The 24,340-nt window shown below is 60.1% G+C and carries 26 protein-coding genes and 1 tRNA gene; 16 read left to right on the top strand and 11 right to left on the bottom strand.

Annotated elements, in window-relative coordinates; genetic code table 11:
• Positions 1 to 42: 42 nt before the first annotated feature.
• The gene (locus ACQRD3_RS03565; protein WP_427779878.1) at positions 43 to 687 is read left to right on the top strand and encodes a class I SAM-dependent methyltransferase; all 645 of its coding nucleotides are present in this window, start codon (positions 43 to 45) and stop codon (positions 685 to 687) included.
• 277 nt (positions 688 to 964) lie between these two features.
• Positions 965 to 1,147, top strand: a complete 183-nt coding sequence (locus tag ACQRD3_RS03560; protein WP_326207505.1) for a cysteine-rich KTR domain-containing protein — start codon at positions 965 to 967, stop codon at positions 1,145 to 1,147.
• A 47-nt stretch (positions 1,148 to 1,194) separates the two neighbouring features.
• Here ACQRD3_RS03560 and ACQRD3_RS03555 read toward each other — a convergent pair whose 3' ends face one another.
• Complete coding sequence (locus tag ACQRD3_RS03555) at positions 1,195 to 1,542, bottom strand: helix-turn-helix domain-containing protein (protein WP_427779875.1); 348 nt, start codon at positions 1,540 to 1,542, stop codon at positions 1,195 to 1,197.
• A gap of 406 nt (positions 1,543 to 1,948) precedes the next feature.
• Here ACQRD3_RS03555 and ACQRD3_RS03550 point away from each other — a divergent pair, with 406 nt between their 5' ends.
• The 5 genes from ACQRD3_RS03550 to ACQRD3_RS03530 all read left to right on the top strand — a co-directional run bounded on the left by ACQRD3_RS03550 (position 1,949) and on the right by ACQRD3_RS03530 (position 4,729).
• On the top strand, positions 1,949 to 2,392 hold the full coding sequence (locus ACQRD3_RS03550) for a sigma-70 family RNA polymerase sigma factor (RefSeq protein ID WP_427779873.1): 444 nt from the start codon (positions 1,949 to 1,951) through the stop codon (positions 2,390 to 2,392).
• Entirely contained in the window at positions 2,370 to 2,624 is a 255-nt protein-coding gene (locus ACQRD3_RS03545) for a helix-turn-helix domain-containing protein (protein WP_235398194.1), read from the top strand. Before ACQRD3_RS03550 ends, ACQRD3_RS03545 begins: the two co-directional genes overlap by 23 nt.
• Positions 2,625 to 2,903: 279 nt before the next feature.
• Complete coding sequence (locus ACQRD3_RS03540; RefSeq protein WP_427779871.1) at positions 2,904 to 3,047, top strand: hypothetical protein; 144 nt, start codon at positions 2,904 to 2,906, stop codon at positions 3,045 to 3,047.
• A gap of 74 nt (positions 3,048 to 3,121) precedes the next feature.
• Positions 3,122 to 3,322 carry a helix-turn-helix domain-containing protein gene (locus tag ACQRD3_RS03535; RefSeq protein ID WP_427779869.1) on the top strand — a complete coding sequence of 67 codons (201 nt, stop codon included), beginning with the start codon at positions 3,122 to 3,124 and terminating at the stop codon, positions 3,320 to 3,322.
• 15 nt (positions 3,323 to 3,337) lie between these two features.
• Complete coding sequence (locus ACQRD3_RS03530) at positions 3,338 to 4,729, top strand: tyrosine-type recombinase/integrase (protein WP_427779868.1); 1,392 nt, start codon at positions 3,338 to 3,340, stop codon at positions 4,727 to 4,729.
• Between the two features lie 168 nt (positions 4,730 to 4,897).
• Here the strand turns inward: ACQRD3_RS03530 and ACQRD3_RS03525 are convergent.
• Positions 4,898 to 4,974 (bottom strand) — tRNA-Arg (locus ACQRD3_RS03525).
• A gap of 296 nt (positions 4,975 to 5,270) precedes the next feature.
• Positions 5,271 to 5,447: a hypothetical protein gene (locus ACQRD3_RS03520; RefSeq protein ID WP_158082904.1), complete on the bottom strand. Its 177-nt coding sequence runs from the start codon at positions 5,445 to 5,447 to the stop codon at positions 5,271 to 5,273.
• Between the two features lie 124 nt (positions 5,448 to 5,571).
• Here ACQRD3_RS03520 and ACQRD3_RS03515 point away from each other — a divergent pair, with 124 nt between their 5' ends.
• The gene (locus ACQRD3_RS03515) at positions 5,572 to 6,204 is read left to right on the top strand and encodes an HAD family hydrolase (protein WP_080906689.1); all 633 of its coding nucleotides are present in this window, start codon (positions 5,572 to 5,574) and stop codon (positions 6,202 to 6,204) included.
• A gap of 64 nt (positions 6,205 to 6,268) precedes the next feature.
• On the opposite strand, the gene ACQRD3_RS03510 is transcribed toward ACQRD3_RS03515, so the two are convergent.
• The 8 genes from ACQRD3_RS03510 to ACQRD3_RS03475 form a co-directional block, all read right to left on the bottom strand.
• Positions 6,269 to 7,783: a UDP-N-acetylmuramoyl-L-alanyl-D-glutamate--2,6-diaminopimelate ligase gene (locus ACQRD3_RS03510; RefSeq protein WP_080906688.1), complete on the bottom strand. Its 1,515-nt coding sequence runs from the start codon at positions 7,781 to 7,783 to the stop codon at positions 6,269 to 6,271.
• 153 nt (positions 7,784 to 7,936) lie between these two features.
• The gene (locus tag ACQRD3_RS03505; protein ID WP_427779866.1) at positions 7,937 to 8,146 is read right to left on the bottom strand and encodes a helix-turn-helix domain-containing protein; all 210 of its coding nucleotides are present in this window, start codon (positions 8,144 to 8,146) and stop codon (positions 7,937 to 7,939) included.
• 57 nt (positions 8,147 to 8,203) lie between these two features.
• Positions 8,204 to 8,917 (bottom strand): aspartate/glutamate racemase family protein, encoded by a 714-nt coding sequence (locus ACQRD3_RS03500; RefSeq protein WP_427779864.1) that lies wholly within the window; start codon positions 8,915 to 8,917, stop codon positions 8,204 to 8,206.
• Between the two features lie 3 nt (positions 8,918 to 8,920).
• Positions 8,921 to 10,132 carry an ATP-grasp domain-containing protein gene (locus ACQRD3_RS03495; RefSeq protein ID WP_427779863.1) on the bottom strand — a complete coding sequence of 404 codons (1,212 nt, stop codon included), beginning with the start codon at positions 10,130 to 10,132 and terminating at the stop codon, positions 8,921 to 8,923.
• Complete coding sequence (locus tag ACQRD3_RS03490; protein ID WP_080906684.1) at positions 10,132 to 10,311, bottom strand: hypothetical protein; 180 nt, start codon at positions 10,309 to 10,311, stop codon at positions 10,132 to 10,134. Before ACQRD3_RS03490 ends, ACQRD3_RS03495 begins: the two co-directional genes overlap by 1 nt.
• A 38-nt stretch (positions 10,312 to 10,349) precedes the next feature.
• Positions 10,350 to 12,587: a RelA/SpoT family protein gene (locus tag ACQRD3_RS03485; protein ID WP_080906683.1), complete on the bottom strand. Its 2,238-nt coding sequence runs from the start codon at positions 12,585 to 12,587 to the stop codon at positions 10,350 to 10,352.
• A gap of 15 nt (positions 12,588 to 12,602) precedes the next feature.
• Positions 12,603 to 14,669, bottom strand: coding sequence for a single-stranded-DNA-specific exonuclease RecJ (gene recJ / locus ACQRD3_RS03480; protein ID WP_080906682.1), 2,067 nt, complete (start codon positions 14,667 to 14,669; stop codon positions 12,603 to 12,605).
• Positions 14,670 to 14,978: 309 nt separating this feature from the next.
• Complete coding sequence (locus ACQRD3_RS03475) at positions 14,979 to 16,025, bottom strand: M42 family metallopeptidase (protein ID WP_427779860.1); 1,047 nt, start codon at positions 16,023 to 16,025, stop codon at positions 14,979 to 14,981.
• 70 nt (positions 16,026 to 16,095) lie between these two features.
• On the opposite strand from ACQRD3_RS03475, the gene ybaK reads away from it, so the two are divergent.
• The 8 genes from ybaK to ACQRD3_RS03435 all read left to right on the top strand — a co-directional run bounded on the left by ybaK (position 16,096) and on the right by ACQRD3_RS03435 (position 24,189).
• A complete protein-coding gene (gene ybaK / locus ACQRD3_RS03470) occupies positions 16,096 to 16,572 on the top strand; it encodes a Cys-tRNA(Pro) deacylase (RefSeq protein WP_427779858.1) in 477 nt (158 codons plus the stop codon).
• Between the two features lie 115 nt (positions 16,573 to 16,687).
• The gene (locus ACQRD3_RS03465) at positions 16,688 to 17,533 is read left to right on the top strand and encodes a DUF4358 domain-containing protein (protein ID WP_427779856.1); all 846 of its coding nucleotides are present in this window, start codon (positions 16,688 to 16,690) and stop codon (positions 17,531 to 17,533) included.
• 181 nt (positions 17,534 to 17,714) lie between these two features.
• Entirely contained in the window at positions 17,715 to 19,583 is a 1,869-nt protein-coding gene (locus ACQRD3_RS03460; RefSeq protein WP_427779854.1) for a fibronectin type III domain-containing protein, read from the top strand.
• 158 nt (positions 19,584 to 19,741) lie between these two features.
• Positions 19,742 to 20,956 (top strand): YibE/F family protein, encoded by a 1,215-nt coding sequence (locus ACQRD3_RS03455; RefSeq protein ID WP_080906677.1) that lies wholly within the window; start codon positions 19,742 to 19,744, stop codon positions 20,954 to 20,956.
• A 77-nt stretch (positions 20,957 to 21,033) separates the two neighbouring features.
• Positions 21,034 to 21,243: a FeoA family protein gene (locus tag ACQRD3_RS03450; protein ID WP_080906676.1), complete on the top strand. Its 210-nt coding sequence runs from the start codon at positions 21,034 to 21,036 to the stop codon at positions 21,241 to 21,243.
• A gap of 15 nt (positions 21,244 to 21,258) precedes the next feature.
• Complete coding sequence (locus tag ACQRD3_RS03445) at positions 21,259 to 21,480, top strand: FeoA domain-containing protein (protein ID WP_080906675.1); 222 nt, start codon at positions 21,259 to 21,261, stop codon at positions 21,478 to 21,480.
• Positions 21,481 to 21,546: 66 nt separating this feature from the next.
• Positions 21,547 to 24,015: a ferrous iron transport protein B gene (feoB, locus tag ACQRD3_RS03440; protein ID WP_427779852.1), complete on the top strand. Its 2,469-nt coding sequence runs from the start codon at positions 21,547 to 21,549 to the stop codon at positions 24,013 to 24,015.
• A 12-nt stretch (positions 24,016 to 24,027) separates the two neighbouring features.
• A complete protein-coding gene (locus ACQRD3_RS03435; protein ID WP_080906673.1) occupies positions 24,028 to 24,189 on the top strand; it encodes a FeoB-associated Cys-rich membrane protein in 162 nt (53 codons plus the stop codon).
• Positions 24,190 to 24,340: the final 151 nt, after the last annotated feature.

The following is a 24,340-nucleotide window of genomic DNA, read 5'->3' as shown; positions in this document are numbered from 1 at the left end:
CATGACAATCTGGTTTTACTGTGGAACCGAAGAGGGAATGGTATGAACAGCGAACAGTATAAACAACTTTCCATACAGGAGTTTACCAAAGTGGCGGACCAGTATGAAACGGATCATGCGGGTATTTATGAAATGTGCAGAAAGGATTACCCGGACATTCTGGAGGAATTGGAAAAGGAGCCATTTGAAAACCTGCTGGACTGCGGATGCGGCACCGGACCGATGATCTCTCTGCTGAATGAAGTTTACCCGGAGCGGCACTATACCGGCATTGATCTGACACCCAAAATGATAGAGGTCGCTCAAAGAAAGCAGCTGCCAAACGCGGAGTTTTTGGTGGGTGACTGTGAGGAACTGCCCTTTTCAGACGATTCTTTTGATGTTGTGATCTGCTCCCAGAGTTTTCACCACTACCCAAATCCACAGGCCTTTTTCAACAACGTCCATCGTGTCTTGCGGCCCGGCGGGCGGTTAATCCTCCGGGACAACACCGGCCCGACGATCCTCATCTGGCTGATAAATCACATTGAGATGCCCCTGTGCCATTTGGCAGGTCATGGAGATGTGCGGGTCTATCACAAAAAGCAGATTCAGGCAATGAGCGAAAAAGCCGGTCTTTCACTGGAAGTGCTGGAACAGCGAAAAGGCTTTCGAATGCACTGCGTTGCGAGAAAAAAGCAGACATAGCTTACTTTACCTGCCGGGAGGAGCAACTCGTAAAAATGAAAAAATGATAGACACTCTGGATGATCGATTTATGACGAAAGAGGAAGATAAAAGTTGATATTTCAAGGAACCACTCTGTTGATGCACAGAAAACAAGCAGCAGTGGAGAAATGAAACTTGGCTTACAAAGGATGATTTGTTAGCGAACTATGAAAGAAGTATCCTCACCCAAATCAGAGGTGTTATGTTTTCTCAGAGATAATAGTAAAGCTGGTTGAATAGGAACATAATAGACAGAATGAAATATCATAACGATTCATATTGGGTTCGATGTCCTACTTGCAACAGTAAAACACGAATTAAAGTGTTGGAAAAAACGGTGCTATTAAATTTTCCACTATATTGTCCAAAATGTAAAAAAGAAACAATTATCAGTATAATAAATCTTAAGATGACGCAGAGCAAAGAGCCAGACGCATAAAGCGCAGAGCCTGCTTCCCCAAATGATGAGGCTGCAGGCTCTGCATTTTATATTTGAATTGTTTCTTTTGACTTAAGCGCAGAGCGTGCTGCCTGACAAATTGGCAGTATTTTTTTAATTTCTTCTTCGCTGCACCCAATAAGCAAAAGCTGAAGCTGTCTGAACGCCGCATCACGCTGTTTTAACTCAGGATAAAAAACCTCCCAAGGATCTATTTTTAAAGTCCGAATCAAGGGGTATAGGTTTTCCAGCATGGGATTTCCCTCGCAGCCTTCAATTTTGATAATGGTGCGCGAGTCAATACCAGTCATTTCTGCAAGTTTCACCTGTGTAAGCCCCAACTCTTTCCTGGCCTTTCTAACTGCGACACCTAAGGAACGAGAGTAATCATGCATTTTATTTCACCTCGACAGCATTCTACAATACATGCTGCGCTGTGAAAATTCGCTCAAATTCATATTAATGTGTATCTTATTTCATGTAGATGAGGAAAGCCCTTTGGAAACAAAACAAAATAGCAGTCGAGCCGTACTGCACATGAATTTCATTGCAATCAGCAGGCTTCACATATTCTGAAATGTGAATTTAAATTCACATTTTGCAAGATTTTCTTTGCCCGTTCTCGGGCACCACCCTCCAATTCGCTGGAAAATGCCTTAAGCGAATTGGAGGGTTTTTATTTTTTGCATTTTTTAAAAAATTTTTCGCCATCTTTGCCAATTTGCCATGTTCAAAACGGGATAGAAGCGAAAGGGGTTAGAAAGCCGCCTCCCGCGGTTCGGGAGGGAGGTGAAATGACTCTTGGAGCTGACACCATCCCAGAAGAAAACCGTTCGGCATCAATTTGACAGCTTTTGCAGAAAGGTACTGCGTGAGGAAGCCCGTGATTATATCCGGGAACTGATACGGCGGGCCGCACATGAGGTCCCCCTTTCGGAGCTGTCTGAGGAGCAGATGGAGCGGCTGTGTGTACTGGACGAGTATCCGTCTGAAGCGATCCACTTCGATGTGCAGGGATATGATGTTGCGATAAACAACGAGAAGCTGGCAGATGCGCTGACCGCATTGCCGGATGATAAGCGTGACATCGTACTGCTGGCATATTTCCTGGACATGAGCGATCAGGAAATTGCGGACAAGCTGAACATGGTACGCCGCACAGTCCAGTACAGACGGACAAGCTCTCTCAAAGAAATGAAACATAGATTGGAGGTTCATGAAGATGGCGGGCAATCAGAAGAATAGCACTTCCTCGCTGCTGCCGTATTCCACCATTGAAGCGGCTGCGTCCGGCAATGTGGATGCCATCAACGCTGTGCTGGCGCATTATTCTCGTTACATCTGCGCTCTGTCCACCAGGACGCTGTATGACGAAAACGGTGTGCCGCATCTCTGCGTAGATGAAGAAATGCGGCGTCGGCTGGAAACCAAGCTGATTACGAAAATTCTGGACTTTGATGTGACCAGAGCAGCATAATCCCTTGCCCACAGACGGCGGCGTGTTCCCCTTTCCACGCCGCCGCTATGGGCTTTTCCTGCTTGCGGGTATCAGTTATCAATCTCATTGCTTGATGGCTGATACGGGCCGACAGGAGCCTTAATCGCACCTTGAAAAAGAAAGCGGCTTATGGACGCAGAATAAGGCAGACAGGCACATTCGTGTCAAAGTGAGCCACACGGCAGATCCGCCAAGACCTCTTTTTGCAGAGCGAGCGATTACGATCCAGCCGGAAAGCAGACTGGCAATCTGACGGCCATGACCTTTGCCACCCCTAACGATACTCCCGAATTGAACGCCCTCAAAGCATTGTTCGGCGCACCCATCAGCATGGGCCGAGGTGAAAATCCTGTGGAGCTGCTGCCAGCAGCCGCCTGTCTGCTTTACTTTTTTATGACCTGAAAAATTTGTGAATTTAGCGGCACCGTATTACAATTTTGATTGTCGGTACGATGCTGCTTGGAAAGGAGGCTGTTATGGACTACGAAAGCAGCACAATAAATAGTTATTCCGGCAAACGAACCTATACAGTAAAAGAAATTTCTGACATCCTGGGTATCGGGAGAACTGCCGCATATAAGCTTGTTCACTCTGGCGTATTCAAGACCGTGCAGATCGGAACAACGATCAGAGTATCCAAACAATCTTTTGATGAATGGCTTGATAGACAGATGTAATTCAGGAGGTTTATCATGGCTTCAATCAGAAAGCGAAGAAATAAATTCAATGTCGTGTATTATTACACAAATGACCAGGGCGAGCGCAAGCAGAAATGGGAACCCTTCGATACCGAGGAAGAAGCAAAGACACGCAAAGCTGAAATCGAATACAAAATGAAGGTCAACACCTTTATTGCCCCCAGCAATCTGACGGTAGCTGCCTTTTTGGAGGACTTTGTTTCCCTGTATGGTGTAAAGAAATGGGGGCCTTCCACTTATGAAGCGAACCGTGGACTGATCCGAAACTATATCAATCCCATTATCGGGGATGAGCTGATTCAGAATATCAACACCATGGCGGCGGATAAGTTTCTCACACGGTTGCAAAAGACCCCTTGCGCTGTTCGGAAAAATCGCTATTCTTCCACACAGTACATGACCCCTGCCGGAATTGCCAATATCAACAAACTCTTGAAATGCGCCTTTAAGCAGGCTGTACGATGGGACATTATTTCTAAGAACCCATTTGAGAATACCACCCTGCCGAAAGTAAAGCGCGAACCCCGTGCGATTTGGGATGCCGCGACAATTCGTAAGGCTCTGGATGCGTGTAAGGATAGTAAGCTCTATGTTGCTATGAACCTTTCCTTTGCCTGTTCGCTGCGGATTGGGGAGATCCTGGGCTTGACTTGGGATAACATTCATATCAGTGATGCCGATATAGCGCGGGACGACGCCCATCTGTGCGTGGAGAAAGTCCTTTGGCGTGTCCGTGAAGATACGCTGAATGTGCTGGGAACGGAGGAGATCATTAAGGTTTTCCCCAGAACCATGTATCTGGAGAATGCCAGCACGGTCATCGTTCTGAAAACCCCGAAAACGGAAAGCAGCGTTCGCAAAGTGTGGATGCCCAAAACGGTTGCGTACATTCTCCGGGAATGGAAGGCTTCGCAGGACAAGCAGAAGGCGTTTCTTGGTGATGAGTATCTGGATTATGGCCTTGTCATTGCTTTGCCTAACGGTCGTCCTTGTGAGGAAACCGTCATCAATAATGCATTCAGACGGCTCAAGAAAGAAGCCAACCTTCCCAATGTTGTTTTTCATTCCCTCCGACACAGCAGCACGACTTACAAGCTGAAGCTGAATCACGGAGATCTGAAAGCGACACAGGGTGACACCGGCCACTCCCAGGTGGACATGATTACAAAAATCTATGCGCATATTCTGGATGAGGATCGTAAGGTCAACGCGCAGAAGTTTGAATCCGCATTTTATGCGAACCCTGACCTGCGAAGCGTTCACGCTCCGCAGGAAGAAAAAACGCAGCCGGTGCTGGATGCGCAAACACTTTTGTCCCAGCTTCAGCAGTCCCCGGAACTCTTGTCGAACCTGACATCGCTTATCTTGGCACAGGTGGGGCGATAAGGGGTGGTGCCAAGACGGTGCCAAACCCCAGAACGGTGCGAAAATCGTTGCTGTCAATTTGGGTGTGCCAAAGGCAGCGGTGCCGCAAAACGAGATACTCCTGATCCTGCTTTGACATGAACTTTTCGAAAAGAAAAACACCGCAATTCCTTGGAATTACAGTGTTTTTGGTGCGCCAGAAGGGATTCGAACCCCCGGCCTCACCCTTAGGAGGGGCGCGCTCTATCCAGCTGAGCTACTGACGCAGATATGAAATTTTGGAAAAAAGGGTGCCAACGGCGAGTGTAGAGCATCCGCTTAGGAGGCGACCGCTCTATCCAACTGAGCTACGGGGGCATATACAGAAATTATTCAATTATGAAGGGCTCCAGAATTCGAACGATTCGATTTTTAGGAGGCGAACGCTACTATCCAACTGAGCTACGGAGACGTATTCAATTTGGGTCCTTCAAATGTTCCAAAAAACGGTAGAGCTATCCTTATATGCGGCTTAAGCCCCGGGTGCCGAGCTTTTTTATTTTATCCCAAGTATGCTGTTCTGTCAACTGGGGAAACAGGCGGTAACGATCAGTCCAATCAATCCGGCCGCCAGAAGGATGGCCGCCACCAGACGCGCCCGGGGCGTTCTCTGATTTTTTCGGGCCGCACGGTCGATCTCCTGAGAGAAGAGGAAAATCAAAAGGCCCAGCGCAATGAAAAACCAGAAGTAAACCTGCAAAATATTTCTCTCCCTCCGCCGCCGCCCCAAATTACGTCCCTGCTCAAACCAGGGCGGCCGGGCATTTACAACTTGCGGCTTTCGTTTTATAATGGCTTAAATCGACATTTAAAGGAGTTTACCCATGTTTGACGGTATCTTGTTCGATCTGGACGGTACGCTCTGGGATGCAGTCCCGGAAATCACCATCTCCTGGAATCTTGCTCTGGCGCGCAATCAGGTGGAGCGTCCTCCCCTCACAGTGGACGAAGTCCGCTCCTGTATGGGGCTGCGCATTGCGGACATCGCCGCGCGCAGACTTCCGGGATTGAACAGACAGAGGCAGCTGGAAATCATCGAAGAGTGCTGTGCGGTGGAAAATGAATATCTGGCGGAGCACGGCGCCGCGGTCTATCCGGAGGTGGAGGAGACCCTCTCCCTCCTCTCCCGGCGCAGCCCGCTGCTCGTGGTGAGCAACTGCCAGGACGGCTACATCCAGGCGTTTTTTCAGGGGACCGGGCTGGGGCGCTATTTTCAGGGCTTTGAGTGCGCCGGCCGGACCGGGAAGCCCAAAAGCCAAAATATCGCGCTGACGGCGGCCCGCTATGGGCTGAAAAAACCGGTCTATGTGGGGGACACCGAGTTGGACTGGCACTCTGCCCGGGAGGCCGGAGTGGCCTTCATCCACGCGGCCTACGGCTTCGGCACGGTGCCGCCGGAAGTTCCTTCCATCTCCGCATTCTCCCAACTCCCCGCTCTGCTGGAGAGGCTGGGATAAAACCACTTTCCGCGCGGCCCCGGGAGCAGGACAGCACCTGCCCCCGGGACCGCGTTTTCGTCTGTCATCTTCCGCCGTCCAGAGGAAGCCCCAGATACTTCCGGGCCAGCAGGCCGTCCGGGACACAGGGCTCCGGGCCGTTCTTCCGCTTCTGCTGTCCTTCGCTGCCCTTGCCCGCCAGGACCACGACCCCCGGGGCGGCGGTCTCCAAAATGGCGGTGCGGACCGCCTCCTCCCGGTCCGGGATGACGGTGCAAATCTTACCGAAGGGGGCGGCGGCCTCCGCGATCTCAGCGCAGATGGCCTCCACCTCCTCGGGTCCGGGGTCATCCTCGGTAAGGAGGATGCGGTCGGCAAATTCTCCCGCGGCGGCTCCCATGCCGGCCCGGCGGTCCAGCCCCTTGCCGCCGGTGCAGCCGAACACCACCGTGACCGGCGCGCCGGGGTAGTCGCTGTGCACGGAGCGCAGCAGGGCCGACAGGCTCATGCCGTTGTGGGCGTAGTCCACAATGACGGTCCGGCCCCCGGCGGAATAGGTCTCCATCCGCCCGGGCACCCGGCCCCGGGCCAGTCCGGCCTGAACGGCGTCCGCGGGCACGTCCAGTACCCGGCACACCGCCAGCGCCGCCAGAGCATTGGAGACATTGAAGTCTCCGGTCATGGGGATGGCACAGCGCAGTGGCGCCTCCCCATAGCCCACCGCGAAGGCAAGGCCCTCCTCCGTTCGGGCCAGATCCCGGCCAAAGAGATCGGCGGCGGGATCCCGCATGGAGTAGGTGACCACCCGCCCGCACCGGGCCGCGGCAGCCAGCACCTCCTCGGAGCGGTCGCTGTCCAGATTCACCACGGCGGCCTCTGCCTGGTTGAAAATCTTCAGCTTGGAGGCAAAATAGTCCTGAAACGTGGGGTGCTCCCGGGGGCTGATGTGATCCTCCCCGATATTCAGAAACACGGCGGCAGCCAGATCCACGCCGATGACCCGCCCATACTTCAGCGCCTGGCTGGACTCCTCCATGACCACGTAGCCGCACCCGGCGTTCACGGCGTTCCACAGGTGCCGCTGGAGGTCCAGCGGCTCGGGTGTGGTGAGCACCGCCGGGCGGCGCTGGGCCCCGTCGTCGGTGACGATGGTGGACAGAAGCCCCACGGGATGCAGCCCCTGCGCCTCCCGCCACGCGTCCAGAATGGACTTCAAAAAGTAGGCGGTGGTGGTCTTTCCCTTGGTGCCGGTGATCCCCACGGCCTTCAGCGCCCCGGAGGGGTGGCCCCAGGCCCGGTCGGCCAGCAGGCCCATGGCCAACCGGATGTCGGTGACCCGGAGACAGGGGGCGGGCGCCTCATAGGGCGTCTCGCTGACGTAGGCAAAGGCCCCCCGGCGGACGGCCTCGGCCAGATACTCCGCTTTAAAGGAAGCCCCTTTGCAGACGAAAATGCTCCCAGGCACGGCGCTGCGGGAGTCGCAGGTGACGGCGGTCACCGTTCTGGTAAGGTCTGCGGCCAGAGGCGAGGCATCGGCCAGCAGTCCGTTTTTCAGCAGGAGCTGATAATAGTCACCCAAAGGGAGACGGGGACGTTCCATAAAAAATACCTCCTGCCAAATAAAGTAAAGCAAAAAAGCCGCGGCATCTCACCGAACCCCGCGGCCGTTGCGAAGTAAGGTCACGGGGTCATCCCCGCCCCGCAGAAAGACCCGGGCTGTTTCCAAAGGAGGGGGAACCCACTCCCCCTCTTTTCAGCGCTGGTCGGAAAGCCCCAGGAGAAAGTCGGCAGATACGTCAAAATATTTAGAAAAATCTACAATTTGAGAGGCGCTCGGCTCCCGTTCGTTGAGCTCATACCTCTGGTAACCCCCAGTAGACAGTCCCATGAAACGTGCAAATTCCTCTTGTGTCAGTTTTCGTTCTTTTCTCAAAAGGCGCAGACGTTCCGCTAATATTTCCATAAAAGTCCCCCTGACGCCGCCCGCTTCGGCCCCTTCCGCGATCCGGTCAGGCTGGCCCTACACATTCCGTAAGGGATACCCACAGGCCAGCACGCTCTGCCGGGCCAGCACATCCATGGCGTCCAGATAGAAGTCGGGCAGGACATGCCAGTCCTTGTAGACCGACAGCTCGGTGCAGGCCAGTACCGCCCGGTCGCAGCCCATGGAGCGGAGAGCGGCATCGATGGCGGAGAACTTCTCCGGGCTGCCCTTCTCCCCCTTTTTGATCTCGTCGAAGATAACGCTCATCACCAGCCGCTGGATCTCCGCCGGCGGGCTCACCGTCTCGATCCCCTCGGCCGCGCAGGCGGCACGGTAGAGCCCCATGCGGAGGGTGCCGTCGGTGGCCAGGACCCCCACCCGCTTCGCCCCCAGCGCCTTCAGCGCGGCGGCGGTTTCGGTGATCATGTTCACGATGGGCGTCCTCAGCCGGGCCTGGAGCGCCGGGACAAAGGCGTGGGCGGTGTTGCAGGGGATGGCGATGGCCGCCGCGCCCCACTCCTCCAGCAGCCGGGCGCCGGACAGGAGCCGGTCCTCCACCGCCCCGGTCTCCCCGGAGAGGAGGGCTGCCGTGCGGTCGGGCATCCGGGTGTCGCTCAGGATCAGGGCGGGAATGTGCTCCTGATCGGTCCCTGCCTGGGTCTGGTCCAGCACCCGCTGGTAAAACATCTGGGTGGCCTGGGGACCCATCCCCCCCAGCACCCCGAGCTTTCCTTTCGTCAAAGCGATCACCTTTCAGTCCCTGGGCTTTTCCATCGAGGACGCGTACCAGCCGAACTGCCGGCGCTGGATGCGCCAGATGCGCAGCTTGTGGAGCAGGGCGTGGTCGGCGGGATACCACAGGGGGTTGACCGCCGCCCCGGCCCGCTCCAAAGCCTTCATCTCCTCATGGAACCGGGAGGGGATGTAGTCATAGGCCACCCGCTTGGGGATGGCCCACCAGAGGTGTCGGTTTTCCGAGCAGACGAGGGGCTGTTCCTTGTGGAAGATCCGGTCCTCCACCAGATACTTGGCCAGGTTGTAGCCCGCGCCGGTGACGTAGTAGTTGCTCCGGCCTTGGCGGCAGTTGATCTCAAAGGCCTTGAACTTCCCGTCCCGGGGATCGAACTTGATGTCGAAATTGGAAAAGCCGGTGAAGCGGATGTCCTCCAAAAACCGGCGGAAGGCGTCGTAGAGCGCCCCGCCGGGCTCGGTGATGATGACGGCGTGGTTGCCGATGGCGTGGCGGGTGTGCTCCTCCAGCAGGACGTGGCCCAGGCACATGAGCTTCACCTTGCCGTCGGCCCCGGAGTAGCAGGTGAGCACCCGCATGTTCTCGTCCCCGCCGGGGATGAAGTCCTGGATGATGAGGGAATCCTCGTAGCCGTGGCCGTAGATGTCATCGATGACCTGATCCACCTCGGCCCGGGACTGGAGGATATACGCCTTTTTCTGGGTATCGAAGGGGTGGTCCCAGTAAGTGGCGCTCTCAGCGGGCTTGACGGCAAAGGGCCCGTCGAAGGGAAGGGTGAAGTCGTGCCCCATCCCCTTTTTGTAGACGAAGGTCCTGGGGTGGTCGATGCCGTACCGATCGCACAGGGCGTAGAACCGCTCCTTGTGGATCAGCCCCTCCATCTGCTCCAAAGAGACGTAGGGCGCCACCACGTTGGCCGGGTAGTTGGGGAGATTGGCCGAAATGGAGGTCAGGTAGTTGTCCCCGCAGCCCAGCAGGAGAATGGTCTTGTCGGGGAACTCCGCGGCGACATGACAGACGTTTTCCAGCACGCGATCGGGCTCGTCGTTGCGCTCGCTCACCCGATAGTCGATGATGGAGCTTCCGTAGCATGGCCCGGAGGGGTACATGCCGTAGGCCACCGTTTTGACCCCGTAAGCCTCATGAAAGGCCCGGGCCATCGAGTATACATTGATGTCCGCCCCCAGAAGGAGCGGGACAAAAGGCTGTTCCATCAGCAATACGCCCCCTGAAATTCCATGTCGTACCAGCCCTCGCCCAGTGCGGTGAGGACGGCGGAATAGTGTTTGCCCGCCCAATCGGCCTCTTCTGCGGTGAGCCGGAGCTGGCGGCGCAGGGTCTCCCCGTGGCCAAAGGCGTCCGAAAGCCGGGCGCTCAGAGCTTGTTCATCCATGTTCATTGCCTCTTTTTTATTTCTCTGCGGCGGCGGCTTTATCCCACCACGCGCTTGACTTGATAGACGCTCTGGATCTGGCCCAGCTTGTTGACCACGTTGGTCAGCTCATTCCGGTCCCGGACCTCCACCGACAAATTCAATACGGCGTAGCCGTCGGGCATGGAGCGGGCGGACAGGCTGGTCACCTTCACCTTGGCCGCCGACAGGGCCATGGCCACGTCCAGCGTCAGCCCGTCGCGGTCCTTGGCGGAGAGCTCCAGCGAGGTGCGGTAGCCGGGCAGATCGCCGTCCACCCAGTCCACCTTGACCCAGCGCCCGGCCTCTTCCGGATTTCGGTTTTCCGCGACGGCATTGGGGCAGTCGGCCCGGTGAACCGACACGCCGTAGCCCCGGGTGATAAAGCCCACCACCGGGTCCCCCGGAACCGGGGAACAGCACTTGGCAAACTTCACCATGCAGTTGTCCAGCCCCTCCACGATGATGCCGGACTGGGAACGCCGGGGCGCGGAGGCCTTCAGGCTGGCGGCGGTGTTGGCGGAGGAGGCGGGCATGATGACCCCGCTCCCGGCGGCCAGCTTCTCGGCCGCCGCCTTGTCCGCGGCGGAGCGGTCTATGCGGGTGAGCTCGTCCTTCATCCGGGCCACCGCCTTCACCGCGGAGGCTCCTCCGTAGCCAATGGCGTTGTAGAGCTCGTCCAGCGAGCCGAACCGGACCTTGCGCAGAAGGGCGGGAAGGATCTCCTCCTCAGTGACGTCGGCCAGCGTCAGGCCCTGATGCTTGAGCTCCGACTCAAAGAGCGCCCGGCCGGTGGCGATGTTCTCCTCCCGGCGCTCCTTCTTGAACCACTGCCGGATCTTGTTGCGGGCCTCGTTGGATTTGCACAGCTTCAGCCAGTCCCGGCTGGGGCCGTGGGCGGCCTTGGAGGTGATGACCTCCACGATATCCCCCGACTTGAGCTTGGTCTCGAAGGGGACGATGCGGCCGTTGACCTTGGCCCCCGTCATATGATTGCCCACGGCGGAGTGGATGGAGTAGGCAAAATCGATGGGGGTGGCCCCGGCCGGCAGGCTCTTCACATCCCCCTGGGGGGTAAAGACAAAGACCTCGTCGGCGAACATGTCCACCTTGAGGGTGCGGACAAACTCGTCCGGGTCGGCGTCCTGCTGGCTCTCCAGGAGCTTGCGGACCCACTCGAAGGCCTCTTCGGTGCCCAGCTTGTCGTTGGCCATGCCCTGCTTGTACTTCCAGTGGGCGGCGATGCCGTATTCGGCGGTGTTGTGCATCTCTTCAGTGCGGATCTGCACCTCGAAGGGGATGCCCTCCCGGCCGATGACGGTGGTGTGGAGGGACTGATAGCCGTTGGGCTTTGGGGTGGAGATATAGTCCTTGAACCGCCCCAGCACGGGGTTGAATAGGTCGTGCATGCAGCCCAGGACGTAGTAACAGGTCGGCACGTCCTCCACAATGACCCGGAAAGCGTAGAGGTCGAAGATCTCGTCCAGCGTCTTGTTCTGGGCGTACATCTTCCGGTAGATGGAGTAGATGTGCTTCACCCGGCCGTAGACCTTGCAGCGGATGCCCTCGGCGTCCATCCGCTCCTGGAGCCGTTTCTGGATGGCCGCCAGAAACTCCTCGTGGGCGGAGGAGCGGGCGGCCAGCTCGTCGGCGATCTCCTTGTAGCCGATGGGGTCCAGATATTTCAGGGAGGTGTCCTCCAGCTCCCACTTGATGCGCTGCATGCCCAGCCGGTGGGCGATGGGCGCGTAGATCTCCATGGTCTCCAGCGCCTTTTCCCGCTGCTTGCGGGCGGACTGGTACTCCATGGTGCGCATGTTGTGCAGCCGGTCGCAGATCTTGATGAGGATCACCCGGATGTCCTTGGCCATGGCCATGAGCATCTTCCTGAGATTCTCCATCTGCTCCTCTTCCTTGGAGACATACTGCACCCGCGTCAGCTTGGTGACTCCCTCCACCAGATCGGCCACCGACGTGCCGAAGCGCTTGGCGATCTCCTCGTGGGTGGCGCCGGTGTCCTCAATGGTGTCGTGGAGGAGGGCGGCGATGATGGAGTCGGTGTCCAGCTCCAGATCGGCCACGATCTCGGCCACCGCCAGAGGGTGGATGATATAGGGCTCTCCGCTCTTGCGCAGCTGCCCGGAGTGGGCGTTGTCCGCGAAGGAGAAGGCGTCGAACAGCCGTCCGGAGTCCAGCGTCGGATTATAGGCTTTGATTTTGTCTTCCAGCGCCTGATAGCGCTCCAGAATAGGGTCCAATCCCTCTCCCCCCTTTCACGGTTCTTCCGCCAGACGGCGGAGCTGGCGCATGAGCGTACAGCTCTCCAGATCCACCTTTTCCCCGGTGTCCCGGATCTGGATGCGCAGATGGTCGGTGGTGCGCTCCATCCGGATGAGCCCCCGGTCGTGAAAGACCGCCAGGCACACCTGGGTGCGCATAAAAGTCTCCCGGAGCCCGCAGGATCGGGCCACGTTCCGGGCCAGGCGCTGGGCCGTGTCCTCGATGCAGCCCTCGCTCTGACGGGTGCGGAGATAGCGCCACAGGTTGGCAAATTCCTGCCGGGTGGGCAGAAGGGCGGCGGCCTCGCTCCGGGAGAGGGATTCCCCCTCCATCAGGCGGCGGAAGAGCTCCTCCTCCGCCTGGGCCCGGGTCCGGGCCGGGCGCAGATCGCACAACTGGAGCTGAACGGTGCGCCAGCTGCGGTATTCGTTGATCTGGGGATAAAAGCACACATCCACCCGGTCAGCGGCGGAGATGCCCGCCTCCTCCGCCGTAGCGGAGAAGAAGATAGCATCCAGATTCCGGCCTCCGGCGGAGAGCTTCAACTTCATATGTTTCCCATTTCCCACCTGGGTCAGACCTGTCACCGCGCACCGGTCCAGCCGGAACACCGGCTTGGGATTGCCGGGGCCGTAAGGCTCCAGCAGAGAAAGCCCCTCCACCTCCTCCAGCGTGAGGAGCTCGGGGGAGCCCAGCGCGCAGTCCACCGCCAGGGCGGTCACCGGCTCGGCCTCCGCCCGCGCCGCACGGGCGAGGGCGTTGACCCGGGTGCGGAAGGGGACGATGTTTTCCTCCCGGATGGTAAAGCCCGCCGCCAGCTCGTGTCCGCCGTATGACTCCAGCAGGTCGGCACAGCCCTCCAGCAGGGTGAAAAGGTTCAGCCCGCCGTAGGACCGGCAGGAGCCCTTGCCCCTCCCCTCCTGAATGCAGATCATGAAGGTGGGGACGGCGTACTTCTCGGTCAGGCGGGAGGCCACAATGCCCACCACGCCCTGATGCCAGGTGTTTCCCGCCAGGACCAGCGCGTCCCGCTCCCCGGCGGGGAGGGCGTCCACCAGCAGGTCGCACTGGGCGAAGATCAGGGCCTCCAGCTCCTGCCGCTCCCGGTTGAGCTCACACAGCTCCCGGGCCAGAGCCTCCGCCCGGGCGGGGTCGTCGGTGAGCAGCAGGGCCTCCGCCACCTCGGCCCGGCCCATGCGTCCGGCAGCGTTGATCCGTGGGGCCAGGGTGTAGCCGATGGAGATGGAGGAGAGGGCCCTGCCCTCCGCTCCCGCCTCCCGCAGCAGGGCCCGCAGGCCGGGCCGCAGGGTGCGGGACAGGGCGGTCAGCCCCCTGCGGACGATGGTGCGGTTTTCATCGGTGAGTTCCATCACGTCGGCCACCGTGCCCAGGGCACAGAGGTCGGCGTAGCGGTCCAGCAGCTCTTCCCGGCGGGCCGGGCCCGCCAGGGCCATGCACACCTTCAGAGCCACCCCCACCCCCGCCAGGCTTTTAAAAGGATAGGGACAGTCGCTCCGATGGGGATCCACCACCGCGGCGGCGGCCGGCAGCGTGTCCTTGCACTCGTGGTGATCCGTGATGACCACGTCCACTCCCAGCGCGGCGGCCACGGCGGCCTCGTCCACGGCGGTGATGCCGCAGTCCACGGTCACCACCAGCGACGCTCCCCGGGCAGCCAGCTGTTCCACCGCCCCCCGGTTGAGGCCGTAGCCCTCCTCCAGGCGGTTCGGGATATAGGGCAGCACTGTCCCGCCCTCGCTGCGCAGGAAGTCGGTCATCAAGCAGGTAGCGGTGATGCCGTCCACGTCGTAATCTCCGTAGACCGCGATGGTCTCTCCCCCGTCCAGCGCCCGCCGCAGGCGGGCCGCCGCCCGGTCCATGTCAGCCATCTCCATGGGGTCCCGCAGGGGGATCTCCTCAAAGAGGAACCGGCGGGCGGCCTCCGGATCGCTCCAGCCCCGGGCGGCCAGCACCTTTGCGCACAGGGCCGGAATGCCCGCAGCGCAGAGGGGCCCCTCTTCCCGGTGGGGTCCAAGCTCGTTCCATTGTCTGTATTTCATGGGCTCTCCCGCCCTCCGAATTGAAAAAATTATCTTTTATTATATCAAATTCAGAGGTCCCTGACAATGTGAGCGGGAAATATTTTGCCCGAATGCGTGCTTATTCGCAGTCCAGGTACAGGCCCACCAGCTCCATCGTGGCCTTCAGTCCATGCCAATGGGTGCACGCCCCGGGGGGATGGGACATCCCCCCGGGGGCCCCGTATCCTCTTCCCATCCTCGGCGGAAGTGAATTCCGCCTGCGGCAATTCTCCACTTCGCTCCGAAATTGACCCGCCTTCGGCGGGACCATGGAGCGCACGGGCTCCCTTATTCGCAGTCCAGATACAGGCCCACCAGCTCCATCGTGGCCTTCAGTCCATGCCAGTGGGTGCGCTCCATGCCGTGGGAGGCGTGGACGCCGGGGCCGATGAGGGCGGCGGGGAGATCCCGGCCGGACTTCCAGGCCACGGCGGCATCCGAAGAGTAGTGGGGATAGACGTCCACCGCATAGTCCACCCCGTTGGCCCGGGACAGCTCTACCAGCCGGGTCACCATGGCGTAGTCGTAGGGCCCGGCGGAGTCCTTGGCGCAGATGGAGACCTGCTCCTCGGTGCAGGTGAGCTCGGCGCCGATGCAGCCCATATCCACCGCCAGCAGCTCGTCCAGAGACTCGGAGAAGGTCGCTCCGCCGTGTCCCACCTCTTCGTAGACCGTGAAGGTGATCTCGGCGTCATACCGGGGCAGCTGACCGAGATCCCTCAGGATCTTCAGCACGGTGAGCAGGCAGGCGGCGCTGGCCTTGTCGTCCAGAAACCGGGACTTCAAAAAGCCGGAGGGGGTCACCAGGGTCTTGGGATCATAGCAGACGTAGTCGCCGGGGGCAATGCCCAGCGCGGCCACATCCTCCGCGGTGGACACCACCTCGTCCACCCGCACGGCCATGCTCTGCTCGTCCCGGGGACGGGTGCCGGCGTCGTCCTCCACATGGGCCGCGGGAGAGAGGGAGAGGATGGTGCCGGTGTACACTCTCCCGTCCCGGGTATAGATACGGCAGTACTCTCCGTCCAGAGTGGGCAGCAGCGGCCCGCCCACTTTGGTGATGAGGAGCTTTCCATCGGCGGTCACCGAGCGGACCATCAGCCCCAGGGTATCCACATGGGCGCACAGCCCCACCTTTTTTCCGTGCTCCCGGCCGGGCACCAGAATGGTGAGGTTCCCCTTCCGGCTGCGGCGGGTCCCGTAGCCCAGCCCCCGGGCCAGATTTTCGGCGGTCTCCACCGCCCGGAGGGTAAAGCCGCTGGGGCTGTCCTGGCTCAAAAGGGCCTTGGCGTATTCCATCACGGTATCCCGATAGGGGGTCACATCCCACTTCATATTTGAAATTCCTCCTTACTGGGTCTATAATGCCCATATAGTTTACCACAAAGTGAGAGGTGTTTCCACGATGGCAGAAGAAAAAACAAATGTGATGCGGCTTCTGGATCAGAAGAAGGTTCCCTATGTCCCCCACCAATACGACGTCAGCGACGGCGCTCTGGACGGCGTCACCGCCGCCCGGCGGCTGGGGGTGCCCCCCGAGACCTGCTTCAAGACTCTGGTGACGGTGGGGGCCTCCAAGCGAAACCACGTCTTTGTGGTGCCGGTGGAGCGGGAGCTGGATCTGAAGGCGGCCGCCCGGGCCGCCGGAGAGAAGTCCATTGAGATGATCAAGCAGGCCCAGCTCCTCCCCCTCACCGGGTACATCCACGGAGGCTGTTCCCCCGTGGGCATGAAAAAGCGCTTTCCCACGGTCATTGACGCCAGCGCGGAAACCCTCCCGGAAATGACGGTCTCCGCGGGGAAGGTGGGCCGGCAGGTGACCCTCTCTCCCGGGGACCTGGCCGCCTTCACAGGCGCGGTTTTTGCCCCGGTCAGCAAGTGACGGCGGCAGAAGAAAAAATTTTTCTTCTTTTGGGAACTTTTTGCCCGGAGGAGCGTCCAAAGAAAACAGATGCCCCCGCGGGCATACAATTACCGACAAAGGAGACATCTCACCCATGATGAAACGCATCGGCTCCGCGGCCCTGGCGCTCACGCTGGCCGCCTCTCTGGCCCCCGCCGCTCTGGCGGAGGACCTGCTCATTGCCACCGCCCCCGCGGCCCCTTCTGCGGCCATCACCGTCAACGGTGTAAAGCTGGATACCTCCGCCCTCCCCGCCGCCGCGGCCTCCCTTCTCCCCATGCGTCTGGTGGCTGAGGCCGACTACGGCTGCGCCGACTGGTTCCAGGAGGAAAACCAGGGTCTCTTTTCTTTGGATGCTCACCGCATCCGTGTCAACTTTGCGGACGGCTCCGTTATGGTGGACGACGCCGCGCTGGAGGGCGTCACCGCCACCGTCACCGACGGTGTCACCTTCCTGCCCGTCAGCGTCATCGCCGGCCTGTCCGGCTACACCGTCGCCCTGAACGACGCGGAAGGCGGCGAAGAGATCTTCATCACCACCCCCAACGGCACTCCCCTGGTGAAGCTGGCACGGGAGATCATCGAGGCCACGGAAATGGCCTCCTCCCAGAAGAACACCGATGCCGAGCTCAAGGACTTCCTGGGGATCGACCCCGCCCGGTACACAGAGCTGGTCTGCTTCTCCTCCATGATGGTCCGGGCCGACAACGTGGTCATCGGCAAGCTGGCCGAGGGGGCCGACAAGGCCGCCGCCAAGGCCGAGCTGGAGGCGCACCGTGCCGCCATCCAGCAGTCCTTCGAGCAGTACCTGCCCGACCCCCTGGCCATGGCCAAGGCCGGACGGGTGGTGGAGAGCGGGGACTACCTCATGCTCATCATCTCCCCCGATGTGGACAAGGCGGTGGAGCTGTTTGAAGCCGCCGTCTCCCAGGCGCAGTAATTCTCTCCCTCAGGGCCCCCGGACACGCAGCCGCGTGTCCGGGGGCCCTTTTTTACTCCCTTTGTCCCACTTTGGTCAACACATTGTAAATGTTTGGAAAAGTCCATTGTTTTCCTGCTTTTTGAATGCTACACTGTCCCTGCATTCCAAAACGACAACGCGAAAGGAAGTCAAGAGACAGATGAAGCTTCACAAAAATGTCCTGGCCGGTGTCTTGGCCGGCACCCTGGCCGTGGGGGCCTTCCCCGCAGCTCTGGCCGCCACCGTCCACTACAACGATTCCAGCGTCACCGGCGACAGCGCCCAGTGGCAGGCATGGGTCAACGGGTGGGAGACCCTCTCCGGCGACTACACCCAGGTCTCCCTCACCCCCGGCAAAAACGAGACCGAGCTGAATTTTGCCTGGTACTCCAAAGTCGAGCCCGGCAAGACCGCCACTCCCGTGGTCCATTTCGGCACCAACAAGGACGCCCTCACCGCCTTCACCGGCGTGTCCGCCGACGTGGACGCCAGCCTGACCGGCGGCGCGGCGTATGTCTATAACCACGTCACCGTCACCGGTCTGAAGGAGAATACAAACTACTTCTACACCGTGGAGAAAAACGGTGTCCAGTCTGATGTCAGAGAGTATCAGGCCAAGAGCTTCTCCTCCGTCAAGATGCTCTACGTGGGCGATCCCCAGATCGGCGCCTCCAAGGGCCAGCCTCAAAACGGCGAAAAGCTGTCGGCGAGCTCCGGCGCGGCCAACACCGCCGCCCGGAACGACGCCTTTGCCTGGGCCCGGACCCTGTCCGTGGCCACACAGCAGAACCCCGACGTGAGCTTCATCATCTCCGCCGGCGACCAGGTGAACAAGACCGGCAAGGCCAAGGAGGAGGAGTATGCCGGATATCTCTCCGCCCCTGTGCTCCAGTCCATCCCCGTGGCCACTACCATCGGCAACCACGACTCTTTGAACGCCGACTATTTCTACCACTTCAACAACCCCAACGCCACCGACTACGGCAAGACCCAGGCGGGCGGCGACTACTATTACACCTACGGCGCGGGGCTGTTCATCGTGCTCAACACCAACAACTACAATGTGGCCGAGCACGCAAAGGCCATTGAGGAGGCTGTGGCCTCCGCTCCCGACGCCGCCTGGCGGGTGGTGACCATCCACCAGGACATTTACGGCTCCGGCCTGGATCACTCCGACACAGACGGTATGATCCTCCGCACCCAGCTCACCCCCATTTTTGACCGCAACGACATCGACGTGGTGCTCCAGGGCCACGACCACACCTACACCCGTTCCAAGCTGCTCTACGGCGACGGCCAGACCCACGGCACCTACGAGTTCCAGCTCAACGCGGAAAAGACCGACTACGACTGGGACCACGCCTACAACACTCAGAACGGCGCCAAGATCCCCCTGGCCCCTGAGGACGCGGAAGGGGCCGCCGCCCAATCCGCCTTCCAGGCCGACAACTACTGCTACACCATCGAGAGCGCCAGCGGCAACACCGTGACCAACCCCAAGGGCACCCTGTACATGTCCGCCAACTCCGCCTCCGGCTCCAAGTATTATGAGCTGATCTCCGCCCAGCAGGACTACATCGCCAGCCGCAGCCAGAACTGGCTGCCCAGCTACTCCGTCATCTCCATGACCTCAGACGCCTTCTCCATCGACACCTATCAGATCACTGACGACGGCAAGGCGGAAAAGATCGACGAGACCTTTACCATCAAGAAGGACCCCTCCCAGCCCGCCAACGAGCAGAAGCCCGTTGTTTCCGCCTCCTCTCTGACCGCCGGCGGCCAGACCTACTACCGCCTGCGTGACCTGGCCGCCAGTTCCAACGCCTTCGATGTGAGCTGGGACGGCGGCGTGAAGGTGACCACCAAGACCGCCTACACCGGTTACAAGCCCACCGGCTCTGCCGAGGGCAGCGCCGTCACCCTGAACCTCACCGTGGACGGCAGGAGCGTCACCACGCCCGCCCTGCTCTCCAACAACAACTACTACGTCCCCGCCAGCTTCCTCTCCACCCTGGGCGTGAGCCTGTAAGGCCCGCCGAAGGGGCAGTCCCCATTCTGTCCTCTCTTTCAAAAATCCCAGATCAGGGCCCTCTCCCCCCTCGGTGGGAGGAGAGGGCCTTTCCCTCCTCATCTGATCATTCTCCGCGGGGCGCGCAGCCCGCGCGGCCCGGAAAGGAGCACCCGCCCATGTCTCATCCCTCCAAGCCCCTGCTCCGCTGGGGCCTCCCGCTGATCTTCACCGCCTTTTTCCTTCTTTTCGTCCTCTGGCTCAACTCCGCCGGGAAGATCCCTCTGGTCTCCCGCGCGGGGCAGAGCTTTGAGACCGGCGTTGTCACCGAGATCCTTCAGGACAATCTCCAAAGCGACGGCACCCGCTCCGGAGAACAGCGCGTTCTGGTGAAAATGACCTCCGGCGTCCGCGCGGGGACCGAGCAGGTCACCACCAGCAGCTCGGGCTATCTCTTCGGAGCCGGATGCACTGTCGGGATGAAGGTGATCCTCATCCAGAGCGTGGCAGGAGATTCCACCGTCACCGCCGTATACTCTCCCGACCGGGGCGGGGTACTGCTCCTCTTTGCCGGACTCTATCTGCTGACGCTGTGTCTGGTGGGCGGGCGGCAGGGTGTAAAGGGGGCGCTGGGGCTTGCCTTCACATTTCTGTGCATCCTCTTTGTTTACCTGCCCATGGTGGGGCGGGGCTGGTCCCCCTTCTGGACAGCGGTGTTCGTCTGCGCCGTCACCACGCTGGTCACCCTCTGGCTCATCGGCGGCCCCACCCCCAAGACCGCCGTGGCTGTCGGAGGCACGGTGTCCGGCGTGGTCATCGCCGGGGCGGCGGCTTCCCTTTTTTCCGCCGCCAGCGGCATCACCGGCTGGAACGTCTCCGATATCGAAAGCCTCATGACCCTGGCCAGCGCCGGGGACATCCAGGTGGGCGGACTGCTCTTTTCCGGACTGCTCATCTCCTCCCTGGGGGCGGTGATGGATGTGGCCATGTCCATCTCCAGCGCCATCCGGGAGATCTACGACCAAAACCCCGCCCTCTCCCGAGGAGCGCTGTTTCAGGCGGGAATGCGGGTGGGCCGGGATCTGATGGGCACCGACTCCAACACCCTCATCCTGGCCTTTGCAGGCTCCAGTGCCTCCATGCTGGTGCTGGACTACGCCTATGACCTCCCCCTGCTCCAGATCATCAACTCCAACAACATCGGCATTGCCGTGATGCAGGGCCTTTCGGGCAGCTTCGGCATCGTGCTGGCGGTCCCCGTCACTGTGCTCCTGGCTGTGGCGGTCTATCCCCGGAACAGGCCCCGGAACCATTCTCAGTCCCCTTCAACGCTCTTCCCCGCGGCTTGTTCCCCCGTTCATCCGCAGGAAAAGTCAGGTACAAAAAATGCTTGACAAGCAGAGTTAGCAGTGGTAAACTTCATTCAGAAGCAGTTAGTTTAGGCTAACTTTTAAAGACGGGAGGAATTCAGATGCCGATTACCATGGCAAAGCCCGGTGAATCTGTGATCATTCGCAAGATCACCGGAAAAGATGAGATTCGCCGCCATCTGGCGGAGCTGGGATTTGTGGTGGACGGCGTGGTCACCGTGGTCAGCGAACTGGCGGGGGGCCTGATCATACAGGTGAAAGACAGCCGGGTGGCGCTGGACAGAAGCATGGCCAACCGGATTTTGATCTGAGAGGAGGATACATGGATGAAAACGCTGCGGGACAGTAAGGTGGGAGAGACCACCCGCGTAGTTCGGCTCCACGGCGAGGGACCGGTGAAGCGCCGCATCATGGACATGGGGATCACCAAGGGAGTGGAGCTCCACATCCGAAAGGTGGCCCCCCTGGGTGACCCCATGGAGCTGAGCGTCCGGGGCTATGAGCTCTCGGTGCGGAAGGCCGATGCCGGAATGATCGAGGTGGAGTGACCTCGGCCGGCATTTTTCTTTTGCGGCATAGTTAGCCGTTGCTAATTCTAGAGGAGGAGATGGACCATGGAGTGGAAGATCGCGCTGGCGGGCAATCCGAACTGCGGCAAGACCACGCTGTTCAATGCCCTGACCGGCTCCAACCAGTATGTGGGCAACTGGCCCGGCGTGACGGTGGAAAAAAAGGAGGGGCGGCTCAAGGGCCACAGGGACGTGGTCATTCAGGATCTGCCCGGCATTTACTCCCTGTCGCCCTACACGCTGGAAGAGGTGGTGGCCCGGGGTTATCTGGTGAACGAGAAGCCCAACGCCATTTTGAATATCGTGGACGGGACCAACATTGAGCGCAACCTCTATCTCACCACCCAGCTCATTGAACTGGGCCTTCCGGTGGTGGTGGCGGTAAACATGATGGACCTGGTGCAGAAAAACGGGGATCAGGTGGATCTGGACCGGTTGGGGGGCGCCCTGGGCTGCCCGGTGGTTCCCATGTCCGCCCTCAAAGGGGAGGGCGGACAGCAGGCCGCCGAGCAGGCTATGGCGGCGGCCCGCTCCGGGCAGTCCGGGGAGCACCCCCACGTGTTCACCGGCAGCGTGGAGCACGCCATCGCCCACATCGAGGAGTCCCTGGAGGGCCGAGTGGACGGCCGCTATCTCCGCTGGTACGCCATCAAGGTTTTCGAGCGGGACGAGAAAGTCCTGGCCGAACTGGATCTGCCGGAAACGCTCAGGGCCCATTTGGAGGAGCATATCGCCGACTGCGAGCGGGAACTGGATGACGACGCCGAGAGCATCATCACCAATCAGCGCTATACCTACATCAGCGGGGTGGTGGAGCGGTCGGTCCGGAAAAAATCCCCTTCACATGCCCTGTCGGCCTCCGACAAGATCGACCGGGTCGTCACCAACCGGGTGCTGGCCCTGCCCATCTTCGCGCTGGTCATGTTCCTGGTCTACTACATCGCCATCGGCACCGTGGGCACCTGGGCCACAGACTGGACCAACGACGGGCTTTTCGGTGACGGCTGGTTCCTCTCGGGCGGCAGCGGTTATGAGGATGACAAGGGGGCCTATGAGGAGGCAAGCACCGTCATTGACGGATACCTCTCCGCCGCAGAGGCGGCGGGCGTGGACGTCTCTGCCTTCAGCGAGGCCCGGGAGACGGGAATGCCGGAGCCGGCCGTACTGGATGCGTTTCTTGCTCAGACCGGAGATCTGGAGACCGAGGTCTATTTCTATGACGACGAAAGCGGCGAGACAACGACGCAGACCATAGCCGCCGCAGACTTTACCTCCGCCCTGTCCGTAACCGAGCCGGATCCCGCCGATTACGGCACATGGATCAATGGGATCCCCGCGGCTGTGGGAAACTGGCTGGAGTCTGTTGGATGCGCCGACTGGCTCTCCGGTCTGGTCGTGGACGGGATCATCGGCGGTGTGGGCGCCGTGCTGGGTTTCGTGCCCCAGATGCTGGTGCTCTTCCTGATGCTGTCGCTGCTGGAGGATGTGGGCTACATGGCCCGGGTGGCCTTTATTATGGACCGGATCTTCCGCAAGTTCGGCCTGTCCGGCAAGTCCTTTATCCCCATGCTGGTGGGCTCCGGCTGCGGCGTCCCCGGCGTCATGGCCTCCCGGACGATTGAAAACGAACGGGACCGGCGCATGACCATCATGACCACCTGTTTTGTCCCCTGCGGGGCAAAAATGCCCATCATCGCCCTCTTTGCCGGGGCACTCTTCGGCGGCAGCGGCCTGGTGGCCGTGTCGGCCTACTTCATCGGAGTGGCCGCCATCATTCTCTCGGGCATTATCCTAAAAAAGACTCGGGGCTTTTCCGGCGATCCGGCCCCCTTTGTCATGGAGCTGCCCCCGTACCACGTCCCGGCCGCCCGCAACGTGCTGCGGGCCACCTGGGAGCGGGGCTGGTCCTTTATTAAGCGGGCGGGCACGGTCATTCTGGCCTCCTCCATCCTTCTGTGGTTCCTCCAGGGCTTCGGCTATGTGGACGGCGTATTCGGCATGGTGGAGAACAACGACCATTCCCTGCTGGCCTCTGTGGGTTCCGGCATCGCCTTCCTCTTTGCGCCGCTGGGCTTCGGCACCTGGCAGGCCGCCGTGGCCACCCTCACCGGCCTCATCGCCAAGGAGGAGGTGGTCTCCACCTTCGGCGTTCTCTATTCCGGCAACCTGAGTCTGGAGATCGCCCGGGCCTACACCCCGCTGGCCGCCTATTCCTTTATGATCTTCAACCTGCTGTGCGCCCCCTGCTTTGCCGCCATGGGCGCCATCAAGCGGGAGATGAACAGCGCCAAGTGGACTTTTGCCGCCATCGGCTACATGTGCGGGTTCGCCTACGCGGCGTCTCTCATGACCTACCAGCTGGGCGGACTGATCCTGGGTCAGGTCCCCTTTGGCCCGGGCACTCTGGCCGCGGCACTCTGCCTGACAGGACTTCTCTTCCTGCTGTTCCGGAAAAACCGGAACGATGAAAACCATCTCACCATCCACACGGCGGCCCCGGCGGCCGCCAAATAAGGAGGTCTTTTCATGAACGTTCCCACCCTTCTCATCGGCCTTGTGGTGCTGGCTCTCTTTGTGGCCGTGGTGGCCAGAGGGATCTACAACCGGCGCCAAGGAAAGAGCGGCTGCTCCTGTGGGGGAAGCTGTTCCGGCTGCTCCTGCAGCGGGGCGTGCCATCCGGGAAAATAAGAATCTGGGTTCCAAAGCAGCAGCAGAGGGGCGCCGCCACAGTTTGGCGGCGCCCTTTTGCTGCCCGTTCCATTTCTTTTCCATCCCTCCCAATCATTACAGCTATACAGTCAAGCCCCGGTGACATATAATGAGGCAAACCCAAAAAGGA

Origin of the sequence: Candidatus Pseudoscillospira sp. SGI.172 (assembly GCF_050313575.1) — a bacterium.
GTDB lineage: Bacteria > Bacillota > Clostridia > Oscillospirales > Oscillospiraceae > Vermiculatibacterium.
Note: the sequence above shows the minus strand (reverse complement) of the source record. Positions and strands in the feature narration are given on the sequence as shown.